This window comes from Microbacterium sp. (assembly GCF_032084865.1).
Lineage (GTDB): Bacteria > Actinomycetota > Actinomycetes > Actinomycetales > Microbacteriaceae > Microbacterium.
This window is the reverse complement of the sequence record NZ_DAMDLU010000221.1, coordinates 1-2,593: the sequence shown is the minus strand read 5'-3', so window position 1 is coordinate 2,593 and position 2,593 is coordinate 1. Positions and strand designations below refer to the sequence as shown.

General features: G+C 72.1%; 3 protein-coding genes. 2 read left to right on the top strand and 1 reads right to left on the bottom strand.

Annotated elements, in window-relative coordinates:
* On the bottom strand, positions 1-574 hold a 574-nt coding region (locus tag RT309_RS14675; protein ID WP_396654466.1), incomplete at its 3' end, for a LacI family DNA-binding transcriptional regulator.
* Positions 575-671: 97 nt separating this feature from the next.
* On the opposite strand from RT309_RS14675, the gene galT reads away from it, so the two are divergent.
* Both galT and RT309_RS14665 read left to right on the top strand, forming a co-directional pair.
* Complete coding sequence (gene galT / locus RT309_RS14670; RefSeq protein WP_313358222.1) at positions 672-1,856, top strand: galactose-1-phosphate uridylyltransferase; 1,185 nt, start codon at positions 672-674, stop codon at positions 1,854-1,856.
* Positions 1,853-2,593 (top strand): galactokinase family protein (locus tag RT309_RS14665; RefSeq protein WP_313358220.1); only part of this gene is annotated, 741 nt, incomplete at its 3' end. The genes galT and RT309_RS14665, both read left to right, overlap by 4 nt.

The following is a 2,593-nucleotide window of genomic DNA, read 5'->3' as shown; positions in this document are numbered from 1 at the left end:
GCCAGCCCCGTTCGCGCTCGGCGGCGGCGAACGATCCGGCCGGCCCTGACAGGTGGTGCACCGTGCGGTGACCGGCGCCCAGAAGGCGTTCGGTCGCTTCGCGAGCGCCCGCGGCGTGGTCGGTGCCGATGACGGTGAATCGCTCGTCGGGCGGCGAGTCGACGACCACCAGGCGGAGACCTGCCGAGGCGGCATCTCGCGCCAGCGCCGTGGCCTCGTTCAGCACGACGGCGCCGTCGACGCCCTGATCGCGGAGCCGGTCGAAGGCGTCGGCGATGTGGGCATCCGCACCGAGGGTGAGCACGGTCAGCGCGTACCCGCGGGACGCCGCCGCGTCGGCGACGGCCTGCAGCATGCGGGAGTTGCCCACCGTGGCGAGCGTCTGCGCGACAAGACCGAGCGTCTGGCTGCGGCCGGTGCGCAATGCGCGCGCCGCGCGGTTGGGGCGGTATCCGAGTTCGGCCATCGCCTGCTCGACGCGCGCCCGCGTCTCGGGGTCGACCCTCGGGCTGCCGTTCGCGACGCGGGAGACGGTCTGGCCCGACACGCCCGCCCGCTGGGCGACCATCGCCATCGACACGCGTGCGGATGTCGGCATTCGGTCTCCCTCTCGAGCGCTTCACAACTCCGGAATGTTGACGTTACCACGCACCTCGCGCTACCGTGTTGACGTGAACACGTCAGAATCTCCGGAGCCGCGCACGTCCGAACTCGGCGCCGGCGTCGTCAAGCGCTCCACCCGTCTCGCCGACGGCCGCGAGCTGTTCTACTACGACGACCCCGGCACGACCCTCGGCCCCGACCGAGCGGTCGATGCGCGCCCGCTCGACGGACGTCCCGAGACCGCGACGATGCGCCAGGACATCCTTACCGGCGACTGGGTCAGCTTCGCCACGGCGCGTCAGAACCGCGTCATGATGCCGAGCGCCGACGCCGACCCGCTGGCTCCGCAGTCGCCGACGAATCCGTCCGAGGTGCCGGCGAACTACGACGTCGCGGTCTTCGAGAACCGCTCGCCCGCCTTCGGTCCGGCGCTGGCCGAGGCCGTCGGCGATGCACCCGAAGCGCGCAACTCCCCGCGCGGGCTCGACGACCTCGCCGAGCTGGGCCTCGGCCGCACGCGCACGAGCATCGGCCGCTGCGAGGTCGTGTGCTTCAGCCCCGACCACGAAGGATCGTTCGGCACGCAGTCGGTCACCCGCGCGCGCACGGTGATCGAGGCGTGGGCAGACCGCACAGCCGCTCTGTCGTCGCTGCCCGGCATCCAGCAGGTGTTCCCGTTCGAGAACCGCGGCGAGGCGATCGGCGTGACGCTGCCCCACCCGCACGGACAGATCTACGCCTACCCGTACGTCACGCCGCGCACGCAGCGGCTGCTCGACAGCATCCATCGCACCGCCCCCGATCTGATGAGGCGCGTGCTCGACTCCGAGCGCGGCTCGGACCGCGTCGTGCTGCAGGGCGAGCACTGGACCGCCTTCGTGCCGTTCGCGGCACGCTGGCCGCTGGAGGTGCAGCTCATGCCGCACCGCCACGCGCCCGACTTCGCGGCCCTCACCGACGCCGAGCGCGATGAGCTCGCCCCGCTCTACCTGCGTCTGCTGCGCGGGGTGGATGCGCTGTACCCGACCCCCACGGCCTATATCGCCGGATGGCATCAGGCACCCGTGAACACCGGTCGCGAGACCGTGCGCATGCGCCTCGAGCTGACCAGCCCACGTCGTGCCGAGGACAAGCTGAAGTTCCTCGCCGGATCCGAAGCGGCTATGGGCGCGTGGACCGCTGAGATCCTTCCCGAGGTCGCCGCCGAGCGGCTCCGCACCGCCATCGAATCCGTTCCCGAGGTCACCGCATGAGCGCACTTGACGCCGCCCGCACGCTGTTCACCGAGCTCACCGGCCGCGATCCCGAGGGCGTCTGGTCGGCGCCGGGCCGGGTGAACCTGATCGGCGAGCACACCGACTACAACGAGGGGTTCGTGCTGCCGTTCGCGATCCCGCATCGCACGTTCGCCGCCGCCCGGCTGCGCGACGACGACCGCATCCGCGTGACGTCGACCTTCGCCGCGGAGCCGGTCGAGGTCGCGATCTCCGAGCTCGACCGGCTCTTCCCGACGGCGGTCGGCGCAGAGCCCGCCGTGCCGGAGTGGTCTGCGTACGTGCTCGGCGTCGCCTGGGCCATCCAGCTCGCGGCTCCTGAGGCAGCGCTGCGCGGAGTCGACATCGCGATCGCATCCGACGTGCCGGTCGGGGCGGGGCTGTCGTCGTCCGCGGCGATCGAGGGGTCGGTGGCATCCGCCCTGAACGACCTCTGGAAGCTCGACCTCGACCCCGTCGCCCTCGCGCAGGTCGGCCGACGCGCCGAGAACGAGGCTGTCGGGGCGCCCACCGGGATCATGGACCAGATGGCGTCGATGCTCGGCCGTCCGGACGCCGCGACGTTCATCGACTGCCGTTCGCTGGCGACCGAGTCGGTGCCCACCGGGTTCACCGGTGAGGGCCTCGAGGTGCTCGTCATCGACACGCAGGTGAGCCACTCGCACTCCACCGGCGGGTATCGCGAGCGGCGCGACGCCTGCGAGCGCGGCGCGGCG